Source organism: Bacillus sp. LR--39 (assembly GCF_053613335.1).
Genome location: NZ_JBSIOT010001182.1, coordinates 1 through 607 on the forward strand (window position 1 = coordinate 1; position 607 = coordinate 607).

Sequence of the window (607 nt, forward strand, 5' to 3'; positions counted from 1 at the left end):
ATGCATCTATTACGGGACGGAAATCGGGCTGGACGGCGAAAATGATCCATTATGCCGGAAATGTATGGTTTGGGAAAAGGAGAAGCAAAACCAAGACATGCTGCGATTTATGAAACGGTTAATTGCTTTACGCAAGCAGGAAAACACTTTATTGACTGAAGGACATCTTGAGTGGAATCTGCTGGACGACAAAAATGATTTTATTAGCTTTTCGCGGACTCTTGATGAAAAAATACTGATTTATTTCTTTAATCAAGGGAATGTGGTTCAACACGTCAGTTTACGAGAGTTGAATATTGATAGGAATAAGAAAATCTGTGATGCATGGACAGAGCAGCCGCTTCATCATCACGATGTCATTGCCGTTCAGCCGGGAGAATTTTTGATTTTGAGTGCTGCTGCCCCTGTATAACATTCTGTTATCGGTAACAAATCGAAAGTTGTTGTAACCGCTTTCTATAGGACAATACAATTGTTATAGTTTCGTAAATAGAAGGGGGAAAAGAGATGGTTCTTTATACGTTTCTTCGACAGACACAGTCAGCACCTTTTTGCCATCAGCGCTTGCTGGATTTTTTGAACTTGAGCAGGCGGCAAGGCCGATTGC

Annotated in this window: 2 pseudogenes; one reads left to right on the forward strand and one right to left on the reverse strand. The window is 41.2% G+C overall.

The annotated features are described in order from the left end of the window. A pseudogene (locus tag ACWHAR_RS29285) lies at positions 1–412 on the forward strand (alpha-glycosidase); the annotation flags it as partial. Positions 413–511: 99 nt separating this feature from the next. Here ACWHAR_RS29285 and ACWHAR_RS29290 read toward each other — a convergent pair. Further along, positions 512–607, reverse strand: a pseudogene (locus ACWHAR_RS29290) (hypothetical protein); the annotation flags it as partial.